Annotated in this window: 27 protein-coding genes, 1 tRNA gene and 1 pseudogene; 10 read left to right on the top strand and 19 right to left on the bottom strand. The window is 63.3% G+C overall.

The features are described from left to right. Positions 1 to 114: 114 nt before the first annotated feature. Positions 115 to 2,187 (top strand): neutral/alkaline non-lysosomal ceramidase N-terminal domain-containing protein, encoded by a 2,073-nt coding sequence (locus CGLY_RS12395; protein WP_227590269.1) that lies wholly within the window; start codon positions 115 to 117, stop codon positions 2,185 to 2,187. Between the two features lie 18 nt (positions 2,188 to 2,205). Here the strand turns inward: CGLY_RS12395 and bcp are convergent, their stop codons facing one another. After that, the gene (gene bcp / locus CGLY_RS12390; protein WP_038552935.1) at positions 2,206 to 2,706 is read right to left on the bottom strand and encodes a thioredoxin-dependent thiol peroxidase; all 501 of its coding nucleotides are present in this window, start codon (positions 2,704 to 2,706) and stop codon (positions 2,206 to 2,208) included. A gap of 138 nt (positions 2,707 to 2,844) precedes the next feature. Between bcp and CGLY_RS12385 the strand changes: the two genes are divergently transcribed. The 3 genes from CGLY_RS12385 to CGLY_RS12375 all read left to right on the top strand — a co-directional run bounded on the left by CGLY_RS12385 (position 2,845) and on the right by CGLY_RS12375 (position 4,712). Continuing rightward, positions 2,845 to 3,126, top strand: coding sequence for a DUF3618 domain-containing protein (locus CGLY_RS12385; RefSeq protein WP_038552933.1), 282 nt, complete (start codon positions 2,845 to 2,847; stop codon positions 3,124 to 3,126). 107 nt (positions 3,127 to 3,233) lie between these two features. Continuing rightward, entirely contained in the window at positions 3,234 to 4,265 is a 1,032-nt protein-coding gene (locus tag CGLY_RS12380; protein ID WP_265101948.1) for an AbrB family transcriptional regulator, read from the top strand. Between the two features lie 30 nt (positions 4,266 to 4,295). Beyond that, positions 4,296 to 4,712 (top strand): phage holin family protein, encoded by a 417-nt coding sequence (locus CGLY_RS12375; RefSeq protein WP_038549837.1) that lies wholly within the window; start codon positions 4,296 to 4,298, stop codon positions 4,710 to 4,712. A gap of 11 nt (positions 4,713 to 4,723) precedes the next feature. Here the strand turns inward: CGLY_RS12375 and CGLY_RS12370 are convergent, their stop codons facing one another. The 6 genes from CGLY_RS12370 to CGLY_RS12345 form a co-directional block, all read right to left on the bottom strand. Further along, positions 4,724 to 5,950, bottom strand: coding sequence for an MFS transporter (locus CGLY_RS12370; protein ID WP_052540159.1), 1,227 nt, complete (start codon positions 5,948 to 5,950; stop codon positions 4,724 to 4,726). A 196-nt stretch (positions 5,951 to 6,146) separates the two neighbouring features. After that, positions 6,147 to 7,385: a tyrosine-type recombinase/integrase gene (locus tag CGLY_RS17970; protein WP_038549835.1), complete on the bottom strand. Its 1,239-nt coding sequence runs from the start codon at positions 7,383 to 7,385 to the stop codon at positions 6,147 to 6,149. Between the two features lie 78 nt (positions 7,386 to 7,463). Then, positions 7,464 to 8,501 carry a RhuM family protein gene (gene rhuM, locus CGLY_RS12360; RefSeq protein WP_052540157.1) on the bottom strand — a complete coding sequence of 346 codons (1,038 nt, stop codon included), beginning with the start codon at positions 8,499 to 8,501 and terminating at the stop codon, positions 7,464 to 7,466. 85 nt (positions 8,502 to 8,586) lie between these two features. Further along, the gene (locus CGLY_RS17825; RefSeq protein WP_038549834.1) at positions 8,587 to 9,153 is read right to left on the bottom strand and encodes an SHOCT domain-containing protein; all 567 of its coding nucleotides are present in this window, start codon (positions 9,151 to 9,153) and stop codon (positions 8,587 to 8,589) included. Between the two features lie 8 nt (positions 9,154 to 9,161). Continuing rightward, the gene (locus CGLY_RS12350; protein ID WP_038549832.1) at positions 9,162 to 9,551 is read right to left on the bottom strand and encodes an ImmA/IrrE family metallo-endopeptidase; all 390 of its coding nucleotides are present in this window, start codon (positions 9,549 to 9,551) and stop codon (positions 9,162 to 9,164) included. After that, a complete protein-coding gene (locus CGLY_RS12345) occupies positions 9,526 to 10,245 on the bottom strand; it encodes a helix-turn-helix transcriptional regulator (RefSeq protein ID WP_038549830.1) in 720 nt (239 codons plus the stop codon). The genes CGLY_RS12350 and CGLY_RS12345 overlap by 26 nt, the downstream gene beginning before the upstream one ends. Positions 10,246 to 10,462: 217 nt before the next feature. Here CGLY_RS12345 and CGLY_RS18115 point away from each other — a divergent pair. From CGLY_RS18115 to CGLY_RS12325, 5 genes and pseudogenes are all read left to right on the top strand, one after another. After that, a pseudogene (locus tag CGLY_RS18115) lies at positions 10,463 to 10,597 on the top strand (hypothetical protein); the annotation flags it as partial. Between the two features lie 58 nt (positions 10,598 to 10,655). Then, positions 10,656 to 11,984 (top strand): peptidoglycan DD-metalloendopeptidase family protein, encoded by a 1,329-nt coding sequence (locus CGLY_RS17205; RefSeq protein ID WP_081803912.1) that lies wholly within the window; start codon positions 10,656 to 10,658, stop codon positions 11,982 to 11,984. Beyond that, complete coding sequence (locus CGLY_RS12335) at positions 11,981 to 12,475, top strand: hypothetical protein (RefSeq protein ID WP_038549828.1); 495 nt, start codon at positions 11,981 to 11,983, stop codon at positions 12,473 to 12,475. The genes CGLY_RS17205 and CGLY_RS12335 overlap by 4 nt, the downstream gene beginning before the upstream one ends. A 179-nt stretch (positions 12,476 to 12,654) precedes the next feature. Next, entirely contained in the window at positions 12,655 to 12,921 is a 267-nt protein-coding gene (locus tag CGLY_RS17595; RefSeq protein ID WP_158407396.1) for a hypothetical protein, read from the top strand. Beyond that, positions 12,908 to 13,267 carry a hypothetical protein gene (locus CGLY_RS12325; RefSeq protein ID WP_038549825.1) on the top strand — a complete coding sequence of 120 codons (360 nt, stop codon included), beginning with the start codon at positions 12,908 to 12,910 and terminating at the stop codon, positions 13,265 to 13,267. The genes CGLY_RS17595 and CGLY_RS12325 overlap by 14 nt, the downstream gene beginning before the upstream one ends. Positions 13,268 to 13,440: 173 nt before the next feature. Here the strand turns inward: CGLY_RS12325 and CGLY_RS12320 are convergent. Then, positions 13,441 to 13,513: transfer RNA gene (locus CGLY_RS12320), tRNA-Lys, on the bottom strand. 327 nt (positions 13,514 to 13,840) lie between these two features. On the opposite strand from CGLY_RS12320, the gene CGLY_RS12315 reads away from it, so the two are divergent. Then, positions 13,841 to 15,037 carry a L,D-transpeptidase gene (locus tag CGLY_RS12315; protein WP_038549823.1) on the top strand — a complete coding sequence of 399 codons (1,197 nt, stop codon included), beginning with the start codon at positions 13,841 to 13,843 and terminating at the stop codon, positions 15,035 to 15,037. A 15-nt stretch (positions 15,038 to 15,052) separates the two neighbouring features. Here the strand turns inward: CGLY_RS12315 and CGLY_RS12310 are convergent, their stop codons facing one another. The 11 genes from CGLY_RS12310 to CGLY_RS12260 all read right to left on the bottom strand — a co-directional run bounded on the left by CGLY_RS12310 (position 15,053) and on the right by CGLY_RS12260 (position 26,644). Further along, positions 15,053 to 15,601, bottom strand: coding sequence for a flavin reductase family protein (locus CGLY_RS12310; RefSeq protein ID WP_038549821.1), 549 nt, complete (start codon positions 15,599 to 15,601; stop codon positions 15,053 to 15,055). 17 nt (positions 15,602 to 15,618) lie between these two features. Next, on the bottom strand, positions 15,619 to 16,362 hold the full coding sequence (locus tag CGLY_RS12305) for an ABC transporter permease (RefSeq protein ID WP_038549819.1): 744 nt from the start codon (positions 16,360 to 16,362) through the stop codon (positions 15,619 to 15,621). 14 nt (positions 16,363 to 16,376) lie between these two features. After that, positions 16,377 to 17,132, bottom strand: coding sequence for an iron ABC transporter ATP-binding protein (locus tag CGLY_RS12300; RefSeq protein ID WP_038549817.1), 756 nt, complete (start codon positions 17,130 to 17,132; stop codon positions 16,377 to 16,379). Then, entirely contained in the window at positions 17,129 to 18,238 is a 1,110-nt protein-coding gene (locus CGLY_RS12295) for an iron chelate uptake ABC transporter family permease subunit (RefSeq protein WP_081803911.1), read from the bottom strand. The genes CGLY_RS12300 and CGLY_RS12295 overlap by 4 nt, the downstream gene beginning before the upstream one ends. Further along, complete coding sequence (locus CGLY_RS12290) at positions 18,228 to 19,244, bottom strand: ABC transporter permease (protein WP_038549806.1); 1,017 nt, start codon at positions 19,242 to 19,244, stop codon at positions 18,228 to 18,230. Before CGLY_RS12290 ends, CGLY_RS12295 begins: the two co-directional genes overlap by 11 nt. A 155-nt stretch (positions 19,245 to 19,399) precedes the next feature. Beyond that, entirely contained in the window at positions 19,400 to 20,425 is a 1,026-nt protein-coding gene (locus tag CGLY_RS12285) for a siderophore ABC transporter substrate-binding protein (RefSeq protein WP_038549804.1), read from the bottom strand. 377 nt (positions 20,426 to 20,802) lie between these two features. Then, the gene (locus CGLY_RS12280; protein ID WP_038549802.1) at positions 20,803 to 21,798 is read right to left on the bottom strand and encodes an LLM class flavin-dependent oxidoreductase; all 996 of its coding nucleotides are present in this window, start codon (positions 21,796 to 21,798) and stop codon (positions 20,803 to 20,805) included. Positions 21,799 to 21,819: 21 nt separating this feature from the next. Beyond that, positions 21,820 to 22,323 (bottom strand): HdeD family acid-resistance protein, encoded by a 504-nt coding sequence (locus CGLY_RS12275; protein ID WP_158407395.1) that lies wholly within the window; start codon positions 22,321 to 22,323, stop codon positions 21,820 to 21,822. 165 nt (positions 22,324 to 22,488) lie between these two features. Beyond that, entirely contained in the window at positions 22,489 to 23,097 is a 609-nt protein-coding gene (locus CGLY_RS12270; protein WP_052540155.1) for an HdeD family acid-resistance protein, read from the bottom strand. Between the two features lie 68 nt (positions 23,098 to 23,165). After that, positions 23,166 to 24,911, bottom strand: a complete 1,746-nt coding sequence (locus tag CGLY_RS12265) for an ABC transporter ATP-binding protein (protein WP_038549800.1) — start codon at positions 24,909 to 24,911, stop codon at positions 23,166 to 23,168. After that, positions 24,908 to 26,644 (bottom strand): ABC transporter ATP-binding protein, encoded by a 1,737-nt coding sequence (locus CGLY_RS12260; protein ID WP_052540154.1) that lies wholly within the window; start codon positions 26,642 to 26,644, stop codon positions 24,908 to 24,910. Before CGLY_RS12260 ends, CGLY_RS12265 begins: the two co-directional genes overlap by 4 nt. Positions 26,645 to 26,647 lie beyond the last annotated feature (3 nt).

Below are 26,647 nucleotides of genomic sequence, written 5' to 3'. Positions count from 1 at the left end.
ATCTTTGTGGATAATGGCGTTCACCTCGATGGTTCTGGTGTCGGTTCCTTTCTGTTTTCGAGACAAGACTGTTTCGCCCGACGTAGTGTCAGTGCAGACTCGAAGGGGAGCATGATGACCGATTTCTCACGCAGGACGTTCTTCGCCGGGATCGCGGCACTCGGCGGCACGGTGTTGTGGTCGTCCGTCCAGCCGACGAGCGTGCCTCGCGCGGTGGCCGGGACGGCGCACCGTGATTCCCCGGACAGCTCCGAGGGGCCTGGAATGTCGGTGGGCCGAGGTATCGCCGACGCCACCGGTGAGCCGCTCGGGGCGGGGATGGACGGCTATGCGGTGCAGGAACAGACCACGGTCGGTATCCGGCAACGGCTGTACTCCCGCGCTTTCATCTTCGACGATGGTGCCCAGCGTTTCTGCCACGTCACCGTCGATACGCCGCTGATGTTCCAGTCCGTGTTCCTGGAGGTTCTGCGTCGTCTGCGGGAGACCTACGGGGATACGTACCGCAGCGACAATGTGGTGGTCAGCGCCACCCACACCCATGTCGGCCCGGGTGGCCGGTCCGGTCACGCGATGGTCGACCTGGTGTCCCTGGGCTTCCGTCCGGTGACCTTCGAGGCCCAGGTGTCAGGGGTCGTCCGATCGATCCAACGCGCCCATGACGACGTCGCCCCGGCCGAACTCACCCTCGTCAGCGGCGAGATCGACGGAGTCGGACAGAACCGTTCGCGGCAGGCATTCGACCGGAATCCGGCGGCCGACAAGGCCGAGAACCCGGAGGGGGTGGACCGCACGTCGGTCACCTTGCACGTCGCCCGGGACGGCAGTCCCGTCGGTTTGATCAACTGGTACTCGGTGCATGCCATCAGCTTCAGCCACAAGATTCGTCACATCTCAGGCGACAACAAGGGCTTCGCCGCCTATTCCTACGAATCCGCTGCGGGCGTTGATCACCGTAATCTCGCCGCGGCATCCTTCGTCGCCGCTTTCGCTCAGGGGACGCCGGGTGACGTGACGCCCAACCACGGCCTGGTGCCGGAGTCGGGCCCCGGCGGACCCGGCGCAGAAGGACAGAAGAGATCCGTGGAGATCCTCGGCCAACGTCAAGTGGACGGAGCCCGGGGATCCGGCACGGAAATCAACACGCTGGCAGCACGGCCCGGCCTGGACGGACGCACCTGCTGGACGGACATGGACGCGGTCGAGGTGGATGGACGCTGGACGCCGGACGGGATGCGCGGGCGGACCGGGCCGGCCGTTCTCGGCGCTGCCTTTGCTGCGTCCAGCCAAGAGGACGGTGGCGGACTCGACGTCGACCTGGGGATCAATGAAGGCGAACGCGGCGGCTCGCCGTGGGTAGGACAGCTCAACGCACTAGCGCCGATTCCTGAGGACGTCCGCCGCATTCACGCGCCGAAGGACATGCTCCTGCCGATGGGGTACATCGACGGCATGATCCAGCAACGACATCTCTTCGGAGTGTGGCGTATCGGCGGGCTGGTCCTTGTGTACCTCGGGTTCGAGCCCACGGTGACCTCGGGGCTCCGAATCCGTCGGACGGTGGCAGAGGCCATGGACGTCCCGTCCGACAATGTCGTGGTGCAGGGGTACTCCTGCGGGTACGGTCACTACATCACCACGCCAGAGGAGTACGGGCAGCAGGACTACGAAGGCGGTGCGACGGCGTTCGGACGTCTTGAACTACCGGCTGTCCAGCAGACCGTGCATGCGCTGGCCACTGCATTGGCTGGCGGGGTGGCGATCGACCACGGGGCACCGGCCGGTGATCTCACCGGGAGGATTCCCGCGAGCCCGGCTGCGATCTCGGTCCTGGACACCCCTCCCGTGGGGCGACGGTTCGGCGACGTGCTCTCCGGTGACGGCGAGGTGACCGCCGGGCAAGCAGTCGCCGTGCGGTTCGTCGGAGCGAACCCGAACAATGACCTGCGACTGGAGGACAGCTATCTGCTGGTGGAGTCGGCCGACGGTGCCGTTGTCGCCCATGACTCGTCCTGGTCGACACTGTTGACCTTTGACCGCGCCTTCACCGAGACGACTGTCACCGTGGAATGGGACACCACCGGGGCAGAGCCCGGTGACTACCGGATCGTCCTGCGTGGGGCGGGGAAGGACATCCACGGCACTGTACGTCCCTTCACGGGGACGGCGTCGGTCCGGGTTGTCTGACCGCCGGGAGGTGCAGGGCTACAGGACGTCCTTGGCGATCCTCGCCACGTGCCCGGTGGCTTTCACGTTGTACTTCGCCAGACCGATGGTCCCGTTCTCGTTGATCAGGAACGTCGAACGGATGACTCCCTGCACCACCTTGCCGTAGTTCTTCTTCTCACCGAAGGCGCCGTAGGCGGTAAGCGCCTTCTTCTCCGGGTCGGACAGCAGGGGGAACGTCAGGTCATGGTTCTCACGGAACTTCTCCAGCTTCTCCACGGAATCCGGTGAGATGCCGAGAACGTCCACGCCGGCGTCATTGAGTTCGGTGAGTGAATCGCGGAAGTCACAGGCCTCGGTGGTGCAGCCCGGCGTATCAGCCTTGGGGTAGAAGTACACGATGACGCGGCGGCCGTTGTAATCAGACAGGCTGACCTGCCGGCCCCGGTCGTCGGTGAGGGTGAAGTTCGGCGCCACCTCCCCGATCTCGAGGATGGTGCGGGTGGTCGCTGGCGTGTCGTTGTTGTCGGAAGTGCTCATGTGCACCGAGTGTACGGTGATCCCCGGTTCTGTCGAGCACCGTTCGGAGGGTTCTTCTGCACTGCAGGTACCGGAGAACGTACAATTCAGGAACAATCCCGAAACCGTCAGTCACGACCAGCAATGCAGGAGACTTCAGTGGCCCGCACCATCGACTCTATCCAGAGCGACATCGAACGCACCCGTGAACAGCTCGCGAAGACTCTGGACGAGCTCAGCGTCCGCGCGGCACCGAAGAATCTGGCGGACGAGGCGAAGACCCAGGTCTCCAACGTCCTCGCCCAGCCGAAGGTCCAGTTGATTATCGGCGGCGTCGTCGCAGGTGTGGGCCTCGTCGTCGCACTGACGGTGGCGGGCAAGCGCAACGAGAAGAAGCAGATCAAGGAAATCCAGCGCCTGCTGGCAGACGCCAGGTCCTGATCAACATCCCCGCCCCGCGCGAACCGAGAGAGCCCCGGCGGATCTCCGGCACACGACGTGCCGTCGAGATCGTCGGGGTTTGCGCATGCGCGGTGGCGCTCGGGGCGGTGTGTACTGAGCTCGGTGTCCCTGCGTCCTGGATATTCGCTTTCCTGGTCTCATTCGGTGCCTACGCGATCCTCTCTGACCGGCAGACCACCCCACCGACGCGACTGATGCAACCGGCCCAGGTGGTCATTGCGATGGTGTGCGTCGCGCCGCTGGTCGAACTCGACGGGGCCACGGTCGCGGGGTACGTGACGCCGACGGTGCTGGCACTCGTGGTTACGTTGGCGGTGTGCGCGGCGGCCGCGTTCTTCCTTCACCGTTCGGGCGCGGCCAGTGCGGTCAGCTCCCTGTTGGCGACGTTGGCCGGGGGAGCGAGCGGCATGACGGTGCTCGCCGCCGAACTGAAGGAGGACGTGCGCTTCGTCGTCCTCACTCAGTATCTGCGACTGTCGTTGGTGGTACTGACACTGCCCGCCTTCGTGCACCTCTTCGCCGGAGGTGGGGATACCGGTTCCGGGGAGGACACCGCCGGCGACGCTGACTCCGTGGCGTGGTGGTTTCCTGAACCCCGTTCCGTCCTTGGTGCCCTCGTGGTCTGGGGAGTGGTGTGGTTGCTCGTGCGGCTGACGCGCCGGGTGGCGAAACTACCGGTACCGTATCTTCTGTTGTCGATGCTCCTGACCTGGGTCGCCGGAACGGTCGGAGTGCCGGACCAGTGGCTGCGCCCGGAGGGGCTCTTACTGGTGTTCGCCTATGCGGTGATCGGCGTCCAAGCAGGTGGGACGCTCACGAAGTCGGCGTTGAGACAGTTCAGCCACAGCCTGCCCCTGATCCTCACAGCGGTGGCGTCGATGATTGTCGGCGCGATCGTCGCCGCACTACTGATCGCCCACTTCAGTGATGTCCCGCTGCTGGACGCCTATCTGGCCACCGTGCCCGGAGGGATCTATGCTGTGCTGGCTTTCGCCCATGAAGCGGGGTCGGAGCCGATCGTCACCGTGGTCCAGGTGATGCGCACCCTGGCGATGTTGGTCATCGGTGCTTACCTGCCCACGATCATCGGCTGGTGGGGGAAGCGTCGGAGGAACTGACCCCGGTTGCGGCGATGGTAGTTTCGGGACATGGGACTTATCTGGAACTTCCTCGTCCGCGCCGTCGGCACCGCCGTGGGGTTGTGGGTCGTGACCTACTTCATCAGTGGTGTCACGGTCACAGCGCCGGCTGAACCCCTCGTCGGTAACGGTGAGAACGACCGGTTGTGGGTGTTCCTGGGCTGTGCTGCGGTGATCCTGTTGCTCAACATGACTGTCCGTCCGGTCCTACGGCTTCTGGGACTCCCACTGACCATTCTCACGCTGGGCCTGTTCGCCCTGGTGATCAACGCCGGGGTCTTCCTGCTGGCGGAGATCGTGGCGCAGGCGGTGGGACTCGGCCTCGACATCGCGACATTCGGTGCGGCATTCTGGGGTGCGATCATCATGGCGTTGGTCAGCTGGATTCTCGGGCCGATTACCGGGCTGCTCTCTGCCCGACGCTGACACTTGCAGGGTCAGGTGCGGTCGGTGTCGCTGAGCCCTGTACCGGTTGATTCCTGGAGTGTCCGGGAATCGGAGACCGATGCCCAACCGACAGCGGCCAGGACGAGCAGAATCCCGCTGACCCCGAAGGCCCAGCCGAAACCGGCGACATCGACAAGGACTCCGGCCACCAGCGGACCCAGAACCCCACCGAAATCCTGAAGCATCGAGTAGCCCGCGACAGTGGAACCGCCGCGCCGCGTGCCGACGATGTCAGCGAGCACAGCCTGCTGTCCCGGGTTCACCAGGGCAGAGCCGGCACCGGCGACAACCATCGACACACACGCCAGGACGATGCTCGGCGACAGTGGGAACGCCACGTAGCCGACAGCGGTAATCACCATGCCCAACACCAGCATCGGCTTGCGCCCGACGTTGTCATTCCACCGGCCTGACGGCAGGATGAAGATCGCGTTGCCGGCGGCGTAGGAGGCGAGCGCCCAGGCGGCCACGGCCGCGTCACCGTTGAATGCTGCGGCGACGAACAGCGGTACGATCGACACCCGGACCCCGAAAGACGTCCACCCGAACACGAAGACCGACCCCAGCAGGACACGGTAGTGGGGGATCCTCAGCGACATCGCCAGGGTGAGTGGCTCTCGCGGGCTCTCGTCGGCCTGCGCTCCGGCCAGCGGGGACCGGCGGAGTGCGAACCAGACGACGGTAGCGGCGACGACGAGCATGATGAAGTAGAAGATGAACGGTGCGCGGAGCCCGAACCCGGCGACGAGGGCGCCGAATACCGGGCCCATCAGGTTTCCGAGGAGGAAGCCGGCGGCATTGACACTTGAAACGCGGCCCCGGGCGTCCACCGGGCTCACCTTGATCAACAAGGCGGTGGCAGCCACGGTGAACATGATCGAACCGACTCCGCCCAGACCACGGAGGATCAGTAGTTGGGTGTAGTTCTCTGCCACAGCGCACGCGCCGGTGGACGCCGCGACGATGAGGATCCCCAGGGTGTAGGTACGCCGTTCGCCGAGTTTGACGAGGATCCGGCCGGCCAGGGGAGCCCCGACCAGTCTCATCAACGCGAAAGCGCTGACGATTCCCGAGGCTGCGGCGTTCGAGACGCCGAAGGCGTGTGCGTACTGGGGGATGGCCGGCGCGACGACTCCGTAACCGAGGGCGACGGCGAAAGCACCTGCGACCAGTGCCCACACCTCGATCGGAAGCGGCGTGTGGCGTCTGCGGGGCATCAGGACATCATATCTCCACCGGCCCGGAGAACCGGAGCGGGGCCTCTCGCACCACAGCCGTTCCCGATGTGTGGGCTACAACGACCAAAAACCCGGACGACCGGTGGCCGAAGCCAGTGCCCGTCCGGGGTGTGTTGTGCGTCATCAGGGACTCGAACCCCGAACTGGGAGGGATTCTCGACGTTTGCAGTTCCATCTATTTTCGACCAGTCCAGCGACTCTGCATGTAGACGGGCTGGCATTCGCACACGTTCCATCCGTTATCGAAAATTCGTGGTTTCTTTTGTGCATTTTCTGTGCACTCCAACACTGCGTTGAGGGCCAGGGCCACCGCGGGGCCGGTCGCTGTCCGATCAAGGTAGTGGTGCTCCGTCATCGTCGAATCCGAGTGCCCCAGCTGCTGTGACGCGGCCTGCAGACTTACCCGATCATTCAGCCACGTCGCCACCGACAGCCGGAAGGTGTGGGGAGTCACCCACGACACATCGGGCTCACCTGTCTTCTTGTCGGCTGGAAGTGCGTCCCACCCGTCCTTCGCCTGCCGCATCCACCGCTCGATGTTCGATTTCGTCAACGGGTTCCTCGTCCCGGTGGGAACACCCACGGGCACGCCTGCATCGTCGCCTTCTGCTGTGACCGCAGCGCGGTGGCTGCCGAGCCCGGTAGCTCGATGATGCGGCGTCGTCCGCCACCTTTCACATCGTGGATCACTGCAGTTGGCGGAGTGTCGTCGAGGTCGAGATCCGTCCACTGCAGTCGGAGCACGTCGGAGATCCGCGCACCCGTCCCGGCGAGCACATCGATGATGTTGGGGAAGGCAGCCGCCCGTGGCCGTGGGCCATTGCCCGGGGCTGTGGTGAACCACCGGGGCCGCACGTCGCACGGTCTGCAGCTCCTCCATCGTCAGTGCCCGCGCCTCCGGCGTGGTGATCTTCGGCGGTAGGGTGTCGCGCACGGGGTTGTGGAGCACCAGACCGTAGCGCACGGCGACGCCGAACGCGCCGGACAGCATCGACCGGCACCGTTTCGCCGTCGCCGGGGCAAGCGACCTCAGGAATGTGTCGAGCCGCCCGGCGGTAGCCTCGTTGATCCGCAGCTGCCCGATTCCTGGGGTGATGTGGTTCCGCAACGTTGAGCGGTAGACGTCGAGCGTTCCCGCCGCCCGGTCGAGGTGATCGAGGTAGTGCTCGATCAGGGCCGTGATGGTGCTGGTCGTCGTGAGGTCGTCGGTGTCACTGACGCCGGTGGCCTCCATTGCCGCCTGCTTCGCGCGCCGGACGGCCTCCGCTTTCGTCCCGCCGTTCTTTCGGATCTGCTTGGTAGAGCCGTTGAGTAGGCGGACGCGGAGGTTGGCCTGCCATCGACCGGTACTGATCTTGGCGGCGTTGACTTCACCGTAGGTTCCTGGCGGTGTGACCGGTCGACCTCGCGCCATTGGTAGACTCCTGGTGTCTGCTGCTGAGTACGTGGATACTGGCCCTCATCGTGTTCCAGCACGATGAGGGCCGCTTCGCTATATCTCGGTCTCATTGCTGTCGTGGACGATCGCCTCGATGGCAGCCATCTCTTTCTCCTCCATTTCTGCGGTGTGCCTGTGCCGGTAGGCGTCCCACTCACGTTTCGTGATGGTCTTCACCTGGGCGTTACTGCGCTTCCCCCTGTGTGTGAGGATCTCTCGATCATTGAACTCGAGGAACTTGTCGGTCTGGAGGGCCCAATCAGACAGGAACAGCTGTTTTCTCTTGCCTGTCTGGTCCTCTGCGTAGTCGAGGAACATGGTAGTAAGCCGGTTGACGGTCCGGAGCTCCTCATCTTGCAGGTAGTTCTTCGCCACTCGAGTGTCTTGAAGCCTGGGTTGTTCGCCCGACCATGTCGTCAGGCCGCAGTTCGGCTTCATGTGGTCGACGCGCTCACAGACGATCTCCGCTGCTGTTTTGCCGAAGGTTGCCCAGTGAAGCTTGTTCTGTAAGGCGGCGAAGAAGTCTTTGGTGGCAGTCTCGCTCGGTCGGTAGTCCCCGGCTGTCGCAGAGATCACGTCGGTGATCTTTGCGTAGAAGCGGCGTTCGGAGGCTCGGATATCCCGGATGCGATCAAGCAGCTCGTCGAAGTGGTCAGAACCGACGGGGTCCTTCAGTCGCTTGTCATCCAGGGCGAAGCCCTTCATCAGGTACTCCGTCAGGACATCAGTAGCCCACCGTCGGAACTGTGCCCCGCGTGGCCCTCGGATTCTGAACCCGACGGCCATGATGGCATCCAAGCTGTAGTGATTCGTAGCTCTCTGACCTGGCTGTTTCAAGAGTTTCTTGAATGTAAGAGCATCATCAAGATCTCCATCCTTGACGATCGCCAGGAGGTGGGACGAGATCGACTGGGGCGTCACGTTGAAGAGCTCCGCCATCTGCTTCTGGGTAAGCCAGACGGTCCCCTTTTCGGCGTAGAGCCGGACACGTGCCTGACCATCCTCGGTTTCGTAGAGGATGATCTCTGTGGATCGGTGGGGCTGCTCTTCCGCATCGCTGAGCAGTTTTCGGGGATCTCGATCTTTGTTCATCTCGTCTGCTCCTTGCAGGCCGGTACTGGTTTATGCGTTGGGCACTTCGCCCTCATCGCCCTGGCCGACTGTGGGGCCCTGTGTTCTAGAGGCCGAGGATCTTTGCTTTTGCTGCGGAGAACTCTTCATCAGTGAGCGCCCCGGATTCGTGGAGCTCGGAGAGCCTAGCGATCTGAGCGGTGTCACTGGTTGTGTCCGGAGAGACCGGTGAAGCGGCCTGCCGTGCGCGGATAGTGTCTTTGATCTCGTGTATTCGTTCGTCGGATGCCTGAGATTTCTCGATCGTGGTCTGTTGGAGAGAATTATGCAGGGTGATCCAGCTTCCACTGAACTTCCGACCGGTGTCGACTCGGTCAATATCGTCATAGGGAAGCTCGATGCGCCCAGTCAGCACGCCATACGCGACGACGATACGCTGATCGGTACACGCCAGGCAGGCGTACTTGCCTTCGCACTTCCCCGTAGCAGCGGTGATCAACTTCTCATCGTCGTAGAGTACCTCTGCGACACTGTTGACCGCGATGGTGATTCCTCCAATTGCCTTTTCTAGGCGGCCGAGGTGCGCATTGATCTCTTCCTGACGCCTCTCGAGGGCCTTCTTACGCTGCTGCTTCGCTGTTTTTGCGTCTGGGGACTTCTTGAACAAGCTCATGTATTCCTCTAGTTCTCTTGCTGCTTCCGCACCTGGAGTACCTGCCATACGTGCACCAGTTCGACGGTGACACCGAGTTCTCGGGCGATGCCACCGGAGTGTCCGTCGCAGAGTGCTTCGGCCTCCTGGTACTCGTCCGGGCCGATCAGGAGCTCCGCGGCGTAGTCGTTCGCTTCGCGCTCCTGGCGGTCGTGCATGGCGGGGATGGGTTGGTGGTTGTGGACGTGGTGACCCAGTTCGTTGGCCAAGGTGCACCGGCGATTGATCGGACCGAGGTCGTCGCGCAAGCTGATGGTGCCGTCGATGTAGCGTCGGCCGCGCTCGCCCCCGTGGTGGGTGGTGATCTCTATGCCGAGTGCGTAGGCCTTGGTGTCAGGGTCCGTCGTGGTAGTCGTCATCGCCCTCCTCTGGCTCAGTGTCGGTGTCATGAGCAACATAAGGCAGGGATTGGACATTGGGGGTAGTTGTTTCAGGTTCTTCCTGTTCGTGAGGCAAACTACCGGGGGTATTGCCGTGCTCTTCATCGACCACGCGTGGGCGGGTCTTTCCCCGCGCTGCAGCTTCATCAGTTTCCTGCTTGTCTAGGAGTTCGAAGGCGTACTGAATAAGTCGTCGGTCGTTCTCCTGCGTTAGTCGACTGCCGACAGCGAAGAAGTCACGACGGGCCTGCTGAAGTATGAGGTCCTGGACTGGCTGGGGGAGCTGATCAAGGACACGCATGCTCGCCCGGAGGGCGGTCAGGTCCTCGCCGTTGTTCGTGTCGATGTACTCGCCATCGCGGTCTTTGGGTGAAGATCCACGTTGCTTCTCCTGCATGTACCCCAGCTGGTCTTGGAGCGAGTGTGGAAACAGTCCTTCGGGGATAGTTGCGGGCAGCAGGTCGGGGGCTCCACCTTCACGGATTCGCTCAAGCGAGCCGGGGGCCCATCCGAGCGCATGCTCAATTGCACCGAGTGTCTTCTTCCTCGGCCATGTCTCGTTCCGCTCCACGGAACCAATCGTGCGAACGGTGATCTCAGCAGCCTGCGCCAGGTCGGCCTGGGTCAACCCGAGGTCCGAACGGCGCTTAGCGATCTGCGTTCCAACATCCATGTTGGACACTCTGCCAGAAAACAAGAGGAAAGTTTAGTGGGGGCACTGGCATGTTTCCGGCAGTCAGAGCGGAAAATCATGCCTGTAATCACCACTCTGTAGTTCCCTTACTAGCAGGGAAAACTGCATAGTTCCGGCAAATTTCCGGCATCGTCCTTGGCGGCATCCTCTTGTTTCCGGCATACTGCTGGCAACAAGGAAGCGAAGGGAGAGCACGATGTCACGAAGGACTGGCGGTGATCGCACTACAGAGGGGGTTCCGTTCGAGGAATGCGACTGGGTGAGGGTCGGCACAACCCTCCGACTCCTCCGAGAGACGCGGGGGTTCAAACCCGCAGAGTTTGCCAACGAGGTCGGCATCAGCACCCCCTACCTCCACAACATCGAGGCCGGTCGCAAGCGGATACGGCATGCGATGGGGAGACATGCACGCCGGACTCGACTTCGCCTGCCCGGTCGGCACCCCCATCTACGCACCCGCAGACGGCGTCGTGATCCAGGGCAAAGACCGCGCCCAAGGCAGCGTCAACGGCTTCGGCTCCTGGATCTGGCTCGACTGCCAGGAGTCCGTCGGCAAGGACTTTATCTTCGGCCACGTCCACCACCCCGGCATCCTCGTCAAAGCCGGCGACCGCGTCCGCGCCGGCCAACAGATCGGCGTCTCCGGCAACGAAGGCAGGACCACCGGCCCGCACGTCCACGCCGAGGTCTACGGCTCGCCGGGAAAACTCGGCGGAAAACACCAAGACCCCGCCCTATACTTCGCCGGTGCAACCGCGCCGGGAGGGGCCAAGCCGCCACCATCGACAGGAGGAAGCAGCATGGGAACAATTTTCGGCGTGGACGTCAGTTACTTCCAGGATGGCATGAGCCTCAAGCGGGCGGCGTCCGAGGGCATCCAGTTCGCCATCATCCGAACCACGGATGGGACGTTCAAGGATCGGTGCTACCGGTCGCACCTCGACGACGCGGAGGGTGCGGGGCTGGTCACCGCTGCCTACCACTACCTCCGCAATCCCAGCGAGGGGACCAGCATCGCGCAGCAGGTCGCCGCATCCCTGTCCGTGATGGGTGACGCCAAGCGCCCGATCTGGCTGGACTGCGAAAACGCTCGGGGGTTGAGCGTCGAGCACATCAAGGAGTTCAAGAGGCGATTCAACGATGCCGGCGTTCACGTCCCCGGCATCTACACCTACGTGCCGTGGTGGGAGGGCAAGGTCATCGGCGGGGAGCCGGATATAGACCAGCACGGTCTCGGCCACGTCTGGGGCGCTGCCTACGGCACCAACCCCACTGGCGCTCCGAAGTCGATCTACCCCGGTGACAACCACCGGCAGTGGTCCTACCCGCTTGGCAACAAGAAACCGAGCATGTGGCAGTTCGGCAGTAACGCGACGGTCGCCGGATTCGAGGTCGACATCAACGCCTTCAAGGGCACCAAGGACCAGGTCCGCGACCTGTTCTACGACACCAAGGCGGCCAAACCGTCTGCCCCGCCATCTACGAAACCGAAGGAGAGCACCGTGAGTGTGAACTACGCCCATCTCGGGCTCGAGCAGCTCGCCGGTTCAGGCCACAAAGACGGAGAGCCAACCTTCACCGGCTGGCGCATCGACGACCTCATCACCAAGGGCCGCGAGAATCTGAGGCGGTACGGATCCGCGACTGTGCCGCAGATGCTCGCCATCGCCCACGAGCAGACGTTCCGCGCCATCATCGCAGAAGGGAAGCAGTCATGACTGAGAAGAAGTCCCAGTGGGACACCCCGAAGGTCCGCAGGAAAGCCCTCTACGCTGGGGTGGTCGTCGTCGGCGTGATCCTGGCGGGTGTGGGGCTCATTGAGCCCGATCAGATCGACGCAACGGTGCAGCGCATCATCGACGTCGGCGGCCCGCTGTTGAGCCTGTTCGGCATCACCGCCTTCCGCAACGTCGACGCACCGGCCCAGGAGGTCGAAGCGGAGCGGTCCAAGGCTCGTGAGGAAGCTCTGGCCGAGGTCGAGAAGGTCCGCGAGGACGCGTGGGCCGAAGGGCAGGCATATGCCCAACAGGTCGGTGACGCCCTGGTCGCCAAGCTCGACAGCCTGCCAGAGGTCATTCGTGGCCCGGTCTCGGAAGCCGTCCTGTCGGTCTACGATCAGCCCTACGGAAAGCATGACATTGAGGCGGCGACACCTGAGCCTGAGCCTGAGAATGATCCGGCTGGTCCAGGTATCTACCCGGGGGCGTGATCGGTATGCCTATCGATCACCTGCCGCCACGCCTGCGTGCTCCGGCGGAGCGGATGCGAGCGTGGGCGCTGACTGATGCGGTGTTGCTCGTCCTGCTAGGGGTGGGGTGTGGTGTGCGGGGCCTGTCGTACCTCCAATACGATCCGCTGTCAGGTCGAGATCACCCGGCGGAGGCATGGATGCCACTCGAAACGTGGGGATGGGTGTGGCTCGTCGTTGGCATCGTCTGCGTCGCGATATCGCTGCGGCATGACTGTCGACTGGCGGACATGGCCCTCTACGGTGACCTGGGGCTGCACATGCTGTGGGGATTGTCTCTGATGAAAGCGGGTATTTGGCTCAGTGGTAGTTGGTACCTGCTGTTTGCGGGGGTGATCGCCTACACGGTCTGGCGCGGATCCAGGGCCGAGCTGAGGATTCGGGAGGTGCGACGTGACCGGATTTGACCTGGGCGACCTCACCGCCAGCGACGCGGTCACTGCCGCTGTCACTGGCTTCTTCCTGTGGCTGGTCGCCCGCACGAAGGCGAAGGGAGGAGAAGAGGGGACCGCGGACGCCTCGCAGCAGGTCGTGGACCAGATGGAGTCCTGGACCGACAAGCGCCTGGCTGAGAACGAGAAGTGGACGAAACGGCTCCTCAATGAGCGGGACCAGAGGATCGGACGGCTCGAGAAGAGGGTGTCCACTCTGGAAGCGAAGTACCGCGCAGCGTTGGCGTCCATCCGGCGTCTGCTGCAGCGACACCCAGAGTCATCAGATGCTGTCGCTGATGAAGTCCGCAACGACTTGTAGACCTAGTGACCTGAATCGGCCCCGCCATCTTTCCGATGGTGGGGCCCTTTTCTCGTTGTCGGGCGTCCGTGGTGACATGCCGGTGCTCTCGAATTGTGTGCATTTTTTGTGCACTGCAACGAGTGAACCCCAGGTAGCCGGTGATCGTAACCACTGTCTACCTGGGGTGATTGTGCGCCATCAGGGACTCGAACCCCGAACCCGCTGATTAAGAGTCAGCTGCTCTGCCAATTGAGCTAATGGCGCGTGTTGTGTACCGCAGAGACTGTCCCGTCCTCGGCAACGAGAGAAACTATAGCCCCGCGCCGTATCCGTGGCAAATCCGCAGGTCGCGGTTCCTGGCTCTGTGCGAGAGGCTGGTGGGTAACGATTCGGACACAATATGCCCGCCGTGGCCGTTTCCGTTACTTTTGGCGGGCAGCGCAGACGTATGATGGTCGCCGAGACGGGGCCCGACCCTCACCTTGCCGGGCGCAGCGGGACTGCTGCGTCACTACCGTCGACATGATTTCACCACAACATTTCATCGCCGCGGGTGCTCCTCATCCGAGGCGGAAAGAGACTGTAGACACCATGCACTTCCGATTCGGCCGCAACGGCCGGGTTCTGCGTTCCATCGTGGCCGCGACTGCTGCCACCGCACTGCTGACGACTGCTGCCTGCACTATCGACGACGACGGTGACACGGACACCGAACAGGCGGCACAGGGCGTCGAGTCCTCGGACGACGGGGAGGATTCCGTTGAGCTGACCGCCAATGTCGATGACGACGATACTGACGTCAAGGTGGATGAACCGATTACGGTCCAGGATGACGAGGGGATTGACTCCGTCACACTGACCGACGGTTACGGCACCGAAGTTGAGGGGTCATTCAACGACAGTAAGACTGAATGGGCCACTGACGGCAAGCTGGAGTACTCCAGCACGTACACCCTGGAAGCGAAGGCCGGCGACGAGACGTTGTCGACCTCATTCACCACGTTCAGCCCTGGCCTGCTGACCAATGCCTCGCTTGCCCCGCTCGACGGGTCCACGGTCGGCGTCGGCCAGTCCGTCGCATTGCGCTTCGATGAGGCACCCGCTGACCGCAAGGCCGTCGAAGACGCCATCAAGGTGACCACGGAGCCCAAGGTCGAGGGTGCGTTCTACTGGATCACCTCGAATGAGGTGCGGTGGCGTCCGGAAGAGTACTGGAAGCCCGGTACGGAGGTCACTGTCGACGCTGACCTGGTGGGCAAGGACCTCGGCGGCATGTACGGCGAGGTTGACCGTTCCGCCTCGTTCACCATCGGTGACGATGTCCGCGCTGTCGCGGACGATGCGACGAAGACGGTGACGGTGACCCGCAACGGTGAGGTCGTCAAGACCATGCCCACATCGATGGGTATGCCAGGTCATGAGACACCCGAGGGCGTCTACCAGATCGGCGACCAGCTCGAGGCGTTGACCATGGACTCGCAGACGTACGGTCTTGCACTGGATGCCGGCGGTTATGTGACGGATGTGCAGTACGCGACGCAGATGTCCTACTCGGGGATCTACTTTCACGCGGCTCCGTGGTCGCTGTGGGCGCAGGGCAACACCAACACGTCGCACGGTTGTCTGAACCTTTCGGTGGAGGACGCCCAGTGGGTCTACGAGAACCTCAAGCGCGGTGATATCGCTGAGGTCCAGGGAACCGGGGGAGGTCAGCTCGAGGGCTACGACGGACTCGGCGACTGGAATATTCCCTGGTCGACGTGGTCAGCGGGTAACGCCGACGAGTAGTCGATCCTGCAGGCCTCACAAAGGGGGTTGGCCGGTGGGGAACCGGTAGAACTGGTGGCTCCGGAACATCAGGGGGGACGGTGCTGCGACGTCGGCGCAGGCCGGGGCCTCACCCTGGCCGTCCGCGCCGCGGGTGACGTCCGTGACCTGTGCGGCAATGAGGGTGGAGTCTCCCACCCGCAGTGTGTCGATGGTGCGGGCCCGCATCACCGCCAGGGCGTCCGACAGCAACGGTTCACCACCAGAAGCCCTGGCCCACTGTTGGTCGGGAGTGAACCGGCGACCTTCGTACCGTGAGAACTCATAGGCGATCCCCGCCTGTTCTTCACTGAGGAAGTGGATCAGGTACGACCCCGCCGTCAGGATTGCGCCGGCACTACCGTCGGGCTTCGACAGTGAGAACGAGACTGCCAGTGGGTCGACCGACAGCGACGCGAGGCTGGACACCGTGAGTCCGACATCCTGGTCGGAGACGTGGGCGGTGATCAACGCAACCCCGGTGGGATGGCGGCGGAATGCCGTCCGAAATCGTGCGGCAACGGTGTCAGGCTCAGGTGAGGACATGGCAACCAACCTACCGCTCATCCGACGGCCCGGTGGAGGGCGGGGGCGAGGCTCATAGCGATGATGGTGGCGGTCAGCGCTCCGGCCGCCATGATCGCCGCCAATACAACAATCTGGAAGCGTCCGGCATCCAAGGGGCTGACACCGCCGAAGATTGCGCCGACGAAAGCTCCGGGCAAGGTGACCAGTCCGGTGGTCTTCGTCTGGTCGGTGGAGGGGATCAGCGCTTCCCGGATGGAGAATCGTGCGATCTCGAGCGTGGCCTGTCGCGGAGTTGCTCCTAGCGCCAGCCAGCCTTCAATTTCGTTCCACCGCTCTTCTGTCGCCTGGGCGAGTCTGCGCCCGGCCAGCGTGGCGGTAGACATGGCTCCACCGATGATGATGCCGCCAATCGCCAGCGCGTATCGGGACGAGAGTTCGATCGCGCCGGTCAGGAAGACCACACCGAGCACTGTTGTGATCCCGGCAGCCATGGCCCCGGTAACGACGAGAAAGCGGTGTAGTGACCAGTCGACGCGGTAGGTACTGGTGACCGCAGCAACAGTGAACATCGCCGCGAGGGCAAGCGCAACCCAGCGGGAATCGGTGATGACACCGGATAGCACCACACTGATCAGGGCGAGCTGGACAGTGCCGCGGGCGATCGCTGCCGTAATGCTCCACCGGTTGCCGACACCCGCGACAGAGAGCACTGTCACGGCGATGATCATGAGAACGGCGACGCCGATCAGACTGTGCCAGATCTCAGTGGTGAGGGTCATGGTGGTCGTCGGGCTCAGAAGTAGTTGGCCAAGGGGCCGTACTCGGTCTCCAGGACCTGCACGTCGGTGCCGAAGATGCTGGTCAGTACATCATCCTGAATAACCTCCTGCGGGGTGCCGAAGACGTTTACCCCACCGTTGGTCATGGCGCAGATATGGTCGGCGTAGCGTGCAGCGAAATTGATGTCATGCAGCACGATGATCACGGTGCGCCCGAGCTCGTCGCAGGCACGGCGTAGCTGCTTCATCATCTGGACGGAGTGCTTCATGTCCAGGTTGTTCAGCGGTTCGTCCAGTAGGACGTACTCGGTGTTCTGGGCCAGGACCATGGCGACATAGGCGCGCTGGCGTTGGCCGCCGGAGAGCTGGTCGAGGTAGCGGTTCTCGAACTCGGTGAGGTTGAGGAAGTCGATGGCCTCGGAAATGTACTTCTCGTCCTCGACGTTGAGTCGTCCGTGAGAGTACGGGTAGCGCCCGAACCCGACGAGCTGGCGGACGGTCAGTCGGGTGACGAAGTGGTTCTCCTGTCGCAGAATTGACAGATGCTTGGCGACCTCGCCGGACGGCGTAGAGGCGACGTCCATGTTGCCGACGGTGATGGTTCCGGTGTCGGGCTTCTGTAGCCGTCCGATCATGGTCAGTAAGGTCGACTTGCCGGCGCCGTTGGGACCGACCAGTGCGGTGACGCCACCGGCCGGGATGTCGAGGGAGACGGGTCCGATCGTGGTTTCGGCGCTGTAGGTTTTGGAGACGTTGTCGATGGAGATCACAAGCGGCCCTTTCGCATGATGAAGAAGAGGAACAGCGCGCCGCCGACAAGCTCGATCACGATGGTGACCATTCCTTCGGCGTAGAAAATGTTGCGCATAATGAAGTAAGACCCGGACATGACGATATAACCCACCAGCACAGCTACCGGCAGGATCAGCCGGTGATCGTAGGTGTCGGTGAACTGGTAGGCGAGTGTGGCGACGAGGAAGCCGAGAAAAGTCATGGGGCCGACCAGGGACGTTGTCATGGCCATCAGGACGGCTACCAGGAACAACAGGATCATCAACTCGCGCTTGTGGTTGATACCGAGGTTATCGGCGGCGTCCTTTCCCAGTGCGACCACGTTCATCCGTCGTGAGCGGAGGTAGAGGAACGTACAGGCCACGACCACGATGGGGATGACCAAGGGAAAGTTGTCGGTGTCAGCGTTGCCGAGGTTCCCGAAGTTTCGGGCCGTCAGGACATCGAATTCGTTGGGATCGAGTAGACGTTGCATGAAGGTCGACAGGGAGCCCAGGCCACCGCCGATCACCACACCGACTAGCAGCATGATCTGGATATTGCCGAACCGTCCAGACAGCAGCCAGCTGTACAAGAGGACGGCGAAGATGATCATCAATGCGGATTGGAAGATGAACTGGGTCGTCCCGGTGAAGGCGTTCAGACCACCGACACCCAGGAAGAAGATCACTGCAGTCTGCGTCACCACATACAGTGACTCGAAACCCATGATGGAGGGAGTGATGATGCGATTATTCGTCGCTGTGTGGAACGAGACGGTGGCGAATGCCTGGCAGAACGCGACGATGAGCATGGCGACCAGGGATTCGACGCGCATTCCCGCGATCTTCCAGTAACCGCTGGTTCCGAAATCCATCGGATTGCCGTAGCTCAGGTGGCCCATGGTGAATCCTGCCGCAGCGATGCCGAGTATGGTCACCAAAATGATGTAGCGGGTCCGTTCTTTCCTGGTGGCGAACGGGCCGGAGTGCCTTTTTGCATGACGGACATCGGAGGTGCCGGCATCCACGGCGACATCGTCGTGAGAGAGGTCGTGGTCGGTGTTCTTGAGCTCGGCGTATCGGTCGGTGGAACTATCGGGCATAGCGGCGGCTCCTCACCAGCAGGAAGACGAATACGACAGCGCCGATCACACCGAGAACCACGGAGACAGGTACTTCGAACGGCATGATGATGGTGCGGGCGATGATGTCACAGATGATCAGGATGCATATGCCGAGCATGCATACCCACGGCAGATTCGACCGCAGGTTGTCACCTCGGAACAGCGATACGATGTTCGGCACGATCAGCCCGAGAGAGGGAAGGGAGCCGATGACCACGGTGACTACACCAGAGACCACAGCTACCATCATGATGCCGACCATCAGGACAGTGCGGTAGTTCAGCCCGACATTGGTGGCGATGTCCTTACCCAGACCGGCGACGGTGAAGCGGTCGGCGACGATGAATACCAGGATGGTGACCGCCAAGACGATAAACAGGAGTTCGTACCGGCCGCGGACGACTCCGGTGAAGCTGCCGGCGAACCAGATGCCGAGCTGCTGCAACATGTCCGTACGGAGTGCCACGAATGTAGACAGGGACCCGACGACCGCTCCGAGCATGATCCCCACCAGGGGGACGATCAGCGACGACTTCAGGGTCACCCGCTGCAGGAACATGAAGAACACGATCGTTCCGACCAAAGCGAAGATGATCGCTCCGACCATACGGGTCATCATGCTGGCGCCGGGGATCATCACCATGGTCAGGATAAGGCCGAGGCCGGCCCACTCGGTAGTACCGGTGGTCGTGGGTTCCACGAACTTGTTCTGGGTCAGCAGCTGCATCACCAGACCACACATCGCCATTGCCGCACCAGCGAGCGCGAGAGCGATGGTGCGCGGGATACGGGTGATGCCGAACATGTTCCATCCGTCCTCGGCACCGGTGATGTCGTAGACACCGATGAAAAGCGAGGCAATCACCAGGGCAATCGTGAAGACAAGCCCGATGAGGATCGGCCAGGTCGTGTGCCACCGGGAAGTAGCCCGTGGCGAGTTATGGGATGGCGGCGCATGGTCGGCGGAGTGTGGTGCGACGGTCATATGGGTCCTTCGCTGCGGAGTGTCGCTTTTGTGGGGCGGTGACACGGGGACGCCCGGGAGGAGACGGCGTCTCGTCATGCCGTTCCGTTCCCGGGCGCTTGCTCAGCTCGGACGGCCCGAGCGTGAGTGTGCCGGCATGGCACCGGCGGTGGGGGCTACTCTGCGTCGTGGTCCTCGAAGGCGTCAGCGATGTTGTTGAGGACCTCGGTGTAGGCTTCGATGTCCTCGGTGGTGTAGAAGTCCGAGGGGAAGTAGACGATGTTGTCGTTCTCGACGGCAGGAACGCTGGTCAGCGCAGGTGAATCTGCGATGATCTCGGCAGCGGGCTGCGCATCCTCTTCAGAGTTCACGCCGGCGTCGCGGTCCAGGACCAGGATCCAGTCAGGGTTGGACGCGGCGATCTGCTCGATGCTGATGTCGTCCCCCTGGTGGTTGCCGGAACCGTCCTGGTCCAGTGCTGGGGTAAGGCCCAGCATCTCGAAGACCGGGCCGACGGAGCGGCCGGTCACCGGGGCAGCGTAGTTGATGTTGCCGCCGGAAACGACGACTCCCATCACAGTCTCATCGGCATTGTAGGCGGCGGCAGCGCGCTCCTTGGCCTCGTCGAAGTCGGATTCGAGGGCATTCGCATCGTCCTCCTTCCCGAAGACCTCACCGATCAGGCTGGTGATGTCTTTAAGGCGCTCCTCCAGCGGCAGTTCGTTCTCAGCGTCCTCGTTCTCGAAGTTTTCACCGAAACTCAGATCGATGACCGGGACATCCGGGAGGAGGTCTTTCATTTCGTCGTAGTAGCTGGCGTAGCGGTAGCCGGTGATGATCAGATCCGGCTCAGAGGCGACGAGTTCCTCGAGGTTCGGCTCGTTGTGGTTACCGGTGTTCCTGATCTCGGTGTCGTCGTGGTACTTCGTGATCGTATCCGGGATCAGATCGACTGGCGCGGACACCAGATCGATATCCCAGTCCTCAAGGACTTGGAAGATACGGTTATCGAAGGCGGCGACGCGCTCGGGCTCGGCAGGGATCTCGACCTCACCACGGGCATCGGTCACGGTACGGGTGTCACCGTTGCCGCTGTCCGAGTCGTCATCGGACGAGCAGGCGGCGAGTGCTCCCATGGAGAGTACGGCGGTCATGGACACGGCCAGCGCGCGGCTGGACGTGCGACGGAGGGTGATGCGCATTTCGGCGGATTCCTTTTTCTTGGCGGCCGCGCTGCCGGAATCAACGTCAGAAAGGCTCCGACGGCACGGTCTCGGACTGGCTGAGCAAAACTCGTTCAGCGGCAGCGTAACCGAGGTGAACCGCATGCAGCAAAGTGCACCCTAAGCAGAAGATAGGTTCGGGTGGGTTACCCGGGCGGGTGTCTGCGCCTTCCATGGCTCTCAGGAAGTGGTTATGCCGAGGTCACGGTATAGTCTCGCCCCGCGGAGACTGGTGTCGGGTGCCCATCGGTATCGGGGGTAAAACCAGGGGGTGGTTGCCGAGAGAAAGTAGCCTCTGTAGTGCAGGTATTCATTTGACTTCTCTGCACTACATTCACTACAGCTCTGTCGTCCGGCTACAGCCCCCAGGCGTCGGCGAGGATCTCCATCCCTCGCAGCGACTGCTCCGTCGACGGCGACTGGATCGCGACCATGAGCTCGTCAGCCTGTGCTGTGGCTGTGAACCCTTCGAGGTATTCGCGGACCTGTTCGCCGGTGCCTACCGCGGAATACCGCAGCATCGAAAGAATCTGCTCGGCCGCTGGAGACGACATCAGTAGGTCGAGGTCTTCCTGGGAGACCTTCCGTCCACGCAGGGCCATCGACTCCACACGTCCGCGGCGCACCTTCTCATTCTGGGTGGCAGCGTCAGCCTCGGTGTCGGCGGCGGTCACATTCACCGCTGCGATCACATACGGGTCAGGATGTTCCTTCGACGGCTGGTATGTCTCCCGGTACACCGACACCGCCTCCTTCAGTGCGTCCGGCGCGAAGTGGGAGGCGAAAGAGTAGGGCAGCCCCAGCTTGGCTGCGAGCTGAGCGCCGAACAGCGATGATCCCAGGATGTAGACCGGGACGTGTGTGTCGGTGCCCGGAGTGGCAGTGACGCCGGGAACGCGCGAGCGTCCGGCAAGGTAGCCCTGGAGTTCCTGGACGTCCTGGGGGAAGGACTCTGCAGACCGAGGGTCGCGGCGCAATGCGAGGACGGTGCGCTGGTCCGTGCCCGGCGCGCGACCGACGCCGAGGTCGATGCGGTCCGGGTACAGCTCGGCAAGAGTGCCGTACTGTTCAGCGATGACCAGCGGAGAGTGGTTCGGCAGCATCACGCCACCGGAACCCAGTCGGATCGTCTCGGTTTTCGCGGCGATATGGGAGATCAGTACGGCCGGCGCGCTGGAGGCGATCCGCGGCATGTTGTGGTGCTCGGCATACCAGATTCGGGAGTAACCGAGCCGTTCGGCGTGCTGGGCCTGTCCAACGGAACGCAGGAAAGCATCCCGGGAGGTTTCACCGTCGTAGACGGTGGCGAAGTCGATGAGGGAGAGGGGTACGTGCCGTTCGTTGGTGCTCATGCCCCCGACGGTACGCCGGGACTAGTGGGCGCGGCGCAACCGGATTCCGATGATGATGGAGAGTGCACCGAACAGCAGCGCATACACACCGAGGATCCATGCCAGGGCGACGAGACCGCCGGCTGGTTCGGCGAGGGCGAGCCCTCCGAGAAGCACACCGAAGACGATGTTGAGCAGGCCGGTTGCCAGGCTCCAGCCACCAGCGCGTGACGCGGTGCGCGCGATGCCGGTGAGGACCAGGCCCAGGGCCATGATCCACAGGACGGCCATGGCACCGACGATGGCGAATGCGACGGGGAAAAGAAGCACGGCGACGCCTGCCAGCGCGGTGACGATACCGGAGAACATCGTGAATCCGCAGGAGGCGGCATGGGAACGCTGCTGGACAGCGAGGCCGACTGTGCTGAAACCGTCGACGAGTAGCCACAGGCCGATGACCAACCCCACGACCGTCGCGGTCTCGATGGGGAAGAGGAGCAGCGCCAGGCCGACGACGACACTCAACCCGCCTCGCCACAGGAGCATCTTTCCGCCGGTGTCACGGAGATGCCGACCGAGGTGAGGGCCGGGTACTGCATAAGAACACTCAGTGGTGTCCCCAGGACGGGTGATCATGGCGATCGATCGTAGACCTGCGTAAGGAGACCGCACAACTCCTATGGGGATTACTGTGACGGCGCTGGCGGAGCGTTACGTCGCCGTATTCCCTGACCTGCGCATACGGAATGAAATGACGATCGCGGAGATGCCCAGGATGAGGGCGTACACCCCGGCGACCCATGCCAGGGTCCATACGTTGTCGACGGGGTTGAGGATTGCCAGGACACCGAGGAGGATGCCGAAGATCACGTTGATGGCACCGGCTGCCACCGTCCAGCCGTTCCGCAGCGACTGTGGGACGCTCAGCTGGGTGATGCCGCTGATCACCAGGCCGATGGCCAGGAAGCCGATGATGAAGAACGAGCTGATGATCGCGAAGACGCCGGGGATCAGCAGGATCGCGATGCCGGCGACGACGGCGACGATGCCCTCGGTCATGGTCCAACCCCACGGTGCTCCAGCCTTCTTGAGGTCGAAGGCCTGGCCGGAGGCGACGAGGCCGTCGACGATCATCCAGGCACCCACAAACAGGCTCATCACGATAGCTGAGCTGAAAGGGAAGAAGATCAGGAGGAGGCCCATGATGACGCCGACGATGCCCCGCCAGAGCAGGAACTGTGCGCCCCGCTGACGCAGCGTCGAGAGGAAAGAGGATGATGAGGGCGACTGTGACGCCGACGGTGAAGTGGGTGAGGGCATGGCACTTCCCCTTTCAGGAGTATGTGTGCACGATGAGGTGTAAAACCCCATGGTATGCCCGTTCCGGCTCAGGTGTGCGGCGTCCTGTTGGCATTCCAGGCTGCCCATAAGCGGGAGTAAGGGCCTCCGGCGGCGACGAGTGCGTCGTGACTGCCGTCCTCGAGGACGCGTCCCTGCTCCATGAGTACGATCCGGTCGCACGCGGCGGCCTGGGACAGGCGGTGGGCGATGACTACACCGGTGCGACCCTGCAGTACGACCTCGGCGGCGCGATCGAGGACCGCGGCGTGCGCTGAGCCAGCCTCGGCAGTGGCTTCGTCCAGGATCGCGAGATCAGGGTCAGCGATGAGCAGTCGGGTGAGGGCGAGGTGCTGTTCCTGTGCTGCGGTGAGCGGGTGTCCCTGTACTCCGATCGGGGAATCCAGCCCGAGAGTGAGCTCCTCGAGGAGGTCCGCGGCGCCGACACGAGTCAGCGCCGTGACCAGGTCCTTATCGTCGACGTCGGGTGCTGCCAGTGTGAGATTGTCCCGCAGAGTCCCGGAGAAGATGTGGGTCTCCTGGCTGACCAGCATCGTGTCGACGGGAGCGTCCACAGTGCCGGTGGACGGCCGGTGGATGCCGGCGATGAGTGCCGCGAGGGTCGTCTTTCCGGCACCGGACGTACCGACCACGGCGACGCGTTGCCCGGCCGGAATGGTGAGGGAGACGTCGTGGAGGACATCGGTGCCGCCCTGATAGGCGAACCGCACGGAGTTGACACGGACATGACCTCCGGGCTGGCCGTCAGCCGATTCCGCGGCGTCAGTAGCTTCCGCGGCGTCTCGGGTGGAACCGAGGTCGGTGACCCCGATGATGCGGGCCAACGAGGCCGCAGCCGCCTGCAGCGTGTCGATCTCGATCATCAGGCCCCGCAGTGGGCCTTGGAGCCGCAGGAAGTACAGCACTGCGGTCGTGGCCGCACCAACGGTGACCAGATCCGCCCCGACCAGTCCGTAGCCGACAAACAGGACGGTGCTCAGGACAGCGACGAAGGCGAGGTCGATGCGCCAGGCGAACATCGTCTGTACCGTACGGGCCCGCAATGCCCAGGTGGCGACGGCCCACGATGACAGTGCGATGCGCACGGAGTGCCACCCGGACAGCCGGTAGGCCAGTACCGTGTCCAGTCCTTTCAACGCTGACAACAGGTGGTGGGCGCGGGTACCGAATGCGGCCCGTTCGGCGGCGTACAGCGGTGGCGCCAGCCTGACGTACCACCGCAGAGCAAACCAGTACAACGGGACCGCGGCGAGAAACGTCAGTCCGAAACGCCAGTCCAGCAGGAACAGACCGCCCAAGGTCAGAATGATGGTGAACACGGTCCGAGACAGGGACGGCAGGACCTGGGACAGCGCCTCGGAGACCTGGGCCACGTCATCGCTGGCCCGGGACACCAGGTCGCCGGTGCCGGACCGTTCGACCCTCTCCTGGGGCATGCGCAGAGCAGTCGTCACCAGGCGTTCACGCAGTGTGGCCAGAAGTCGCTCCAGCACGCGCGACGCCAGGAGCACCCCGAGGACGCTCAGTGCAGAAGCAGCGATGACGGCGGCGGCGATCAATCCCCCGTAGAGCCATATCGGTCGGTTCTCACCGCCGTCGGAAATATCGTCGACAATGGTGCCGAGCAGCGCAGGGGTCACCAGCTCCAGTGCCGCCGCGCCAGCGGAGATGGCGGCAGCGAAGATCAGTAACGCACGCCGCCCTGAGAGGGCCTGCCAGACGGCCGCGGTGGACCGACGCCCTGTAGCCACAGGAAGACGCTCGGGGCCGCTCACAGTTCCACCACCCTGTCACAGTTCGCCAGCATGGTCGGTGACTCGGTGAGTACCAACGTGGTGCGCCCACTGCGGAAGGCTCCGAGACGGGATGCCACAGCGTTCTCTGTGACCGCGTCGACGGCGGTGGTGGGCTCGTGAAGGACGAGAACCGGTGGGTCTGCCGTCAGTGCCCGGGCTAACGCGACTCGTTGACGCTGCCCGCCGGACAGACTCGTACCACCCTCGCCTACCCGGGTCTCCACCCCTTCCGGCAGCGACTCGACGATGTCGTCGCAGGCGGCGGCATGCAACGCCGAGTAGAGGAGGACATCGGTGTCAGTCCGGCCCGGCGTGAGGTTCTCCCGGATCGTGCCGTCAAAGAGGTCCGCGGCGTGCGGAGCAGTGAGCACGCTCGCTCGATAGGCCTCGATCGGCAGTGAGGCGGCGTCGGTGTCGTCCGAACGGGACGCCGTCAGGACAACCTGCCCGGAGCCGCCGGTGGAACGACCGTCCGCCAGAAGTGTGATGAGATCGCGACTTGTTCTTCCTCCGGTGCGCACCCCTACGAACTCGCCGGGGGCAGCAGTGAGGACGTCGGCACCGTCATACACGACCCGCACTCCCGGAGACGCCGGTGCCTGGACGGACGGTCCGGAAGCTCCGTCGTGTTCAACGGGGGCGCGGAGAAGATCCAGCACACGTTCCGCCGAGGCGACACCCGTGGCCCAGATGGCGCCTGCGTTCGCCGGAAGCATCGTCAAAGGTCCGACGAGAAACTGAGTCACTCCGACGACGGCTACCAGTTCTCCGACGCTCAAACGTCCAGTCAACGCGAACCAGGCGGCACAAACGGTCAGTGCGGCGATGAACACGCCGGTGACGGTGTTCATCGACACGAGGAAGAGCGCCCGGGACGACCTGGCACGCAGGGCGCCGTCCATGGCCAGTTGACTCACACCGAAGTACCGTGCCGAAGCCTCGGTTTCTGCACGCAGTCCTTTGATCACCCGGTATCCGGTGATCAGGTCCGTTGCCCGCCCCGTCGCACCGGCGGCGAGGGCCTGCTGTTCCCTGCTCCGGCGTTGCAGGGGGCGTCCGGCTGACGTCATCAGCCACAGCATCAGTGGCCCGCCGATCAGTACGGCGAGTCCGAGCGGCCAGGAGATGGTCAGCAGGATCACCGCAGACGCGAGGATGGCCGCAATCTCGCCGACGGGGTAGATCCCCAACTGCATCGTCGCTGCCAGACGGAAGACGTCGCCCGTGGCTATGGACAGCAGCGCACCGCCGAGCCGGCGGTCCTTCATTCCTGCCGGGTGCAGTAGTCGTTCGGTGACCTGCATGCGTAGCCGGTGTTGCACGGTCTGCATACCGAAAAAGCCCATACGTGAGCCGAAGCGGAAGGTGAGGGACATCACCCCTACGTCGAGTGCCAGTACGATGGTCCAGAGCAGCAGTTGGCCCAGGTCGCCGGCCGCGATACCGCGGTCCACGGCTGTGCCGGCGATCACCGGCAGCGCCGCGGCGGCGATATTCGAGAGGATCAGCAGACCACCGCCGGGCAGGGTGAACTTCTTCGCGCCCAGGATTACCCGCCAGGTGAACTGTGCCGGGGTGGGGGCATCATCGACGACAACCGGGTCTGCGATACGTGGTCGCTCCGGTGCCTGCAGCAGTAGCGGCCAGCGGACTCCGAAGGCGTGGCTACGCAGTGATTCGCCGTCGGCGGCGACGGGGGAGGTCAGGGCCATGAA

The organism is Corynebacterium glyciniphilum AJ 3170 (genome assembly GCF_000626675.1).
In the GTDB taxonomy this organism is placed as follows: domain Bacteria; phylum Actinomycetota; class Actinomycetes; order Mycobacteriales; family Mycobacteriaceae; genus Corynebacterium; species Corynebacterium glyciniphilum.
This window is presented reverse-complemented; position numbering and strand designations above follow the sequence as displayed.